The organism is Arthrobacter sp. efr-133-R2A-120 (assembly GCF_030209835.1).
GTDB lineage: Bacteria > Actinomycetota > Actinomycetes > Actinomycetales > Micrococcaceae > Arthrobacter.
The window spans coordinates 1-1,163 of sequence record NZ_JARVRF010000048.1 but is presented as its reverse complement, the minus strand read 5'-3'; the positions used below and the strand labels follow the sequence as shown (position 1 = coordinate 1,163).

1 protein-coding gene and 1 pseudogene are annotated in these 1,163 nt (G+C 65.9%); both read left to right on the top strand.

Features of this window, described 5'->3' with window-relative positions; all coding sequences use genetic code 11:
* Nucleotides 1–738, top strand: a pseudogene (locus QRN52_RS19130) (glycine dehydrogenase (aminomethyl-transferring)); the annotation flags it as partial.
* Nucleotides 739–750: 12 nt separating this feature from the next.
* Nucleotides 751–1,163, top strand: a 413-nt coding sequence (locus QRN52_RS19125; protein WP_502869733.1) for an aminomethyltransferase family protein, incomplete at its 3' end; no start/stop codon positions are given.

The following is a 1,163-nucleotide window of genomic DNA, read 5'->3' as shown; positions in this document are numbered from 1 at the left end:
GTCGGCCCGGTCGCGGCCAAGGCACACCTGGCACCCTTCATGCCGGGCGATGCCAGCAAGGCGGCCCATGAAGACGGCGCTTCTTTGCCAGGGACTGGCGTTGCGATTTCAGCTTCGCGGTACGGTTCGGCCGGTGTGTTGCCGATTTCCTGGGCCTACGTGAAGCTCATGGGCGGCGAAGGCCTCACCGAGGCCACCAAATCCGCGCTGCTTGCCGCGAACTACATCGCCTCCCGCCTGAACGAGTACTTCCCGGTCCTCTACACGGGCGAGGGCGGACTCGTGGCCCACGAGTGCATCCTGGACCTGCGCGAACTGACCGCCCGGACCGGCGTCACCGCGGAGGATGTGGCCAAGCGCCTTATCGACTACGGCTTCCACGCACCGACCCTGGCGTTCCCGGTCGCGGGCACCCTGATGGTGGAGCCCACGGAGTCCGAGGACCTCGGGGAGATCGACCGCTTCATCGAAGCCATGATCACCATCCGCAAGGAAATCGACCAGGTCGCGCACGGCGACTTCACGGTGGAGAACAGCCCGCTGCGCCACGCGCCGCACACCGCGGCCGCCGTCGTGAGCTCCGATTGGGACCGTGAGTACTCCCGCGAGCAGGCCGTCTTCCCGGTCCACCACCTCAAGCAGGACAAGTACTTCCCGCCCGTCGGCCGCATCGACGGCGCCGCGGGCGACCGCAACCTGGTCTGCTCCTGCCCTCCGATCGAAGCCTTCGAGAACTAAAGGACTCCCACGATGACTGAGAATTACACTGCGCTCCACGAAGAGCACAAGAAGCTCGGCGCCTCCTTCACCGATTTCGGTGGCTGGCAGATGCCCCTGAAGTACTCCTCCGAACTGGCCGAACACCACGCCGTCCGCCAGTCCGCGGGCCTGTTCGACCTTTCCCACATGGGCGAAGTCTGGGTCACCGGCCCGGAAGCCGCGGCCTTCCTGGACTACGCGCTGGCGGGCAAGATCTCCGCAATGTCTGTCGGCAAGGCCAAGTACTCGCTGATCTGCCAGGAAGACGGCGGCATCATCGACGACCTCATCACCTACCGCCGCCCGTCTTCCGAAGACGGCAGCGACAAGTTCCTCGTGGTCCCGAACGCCGGCAACGCCAAGGTCGTTGCCGAGGCGCTGGCGCAGCGTGCAGCCAACTTCGA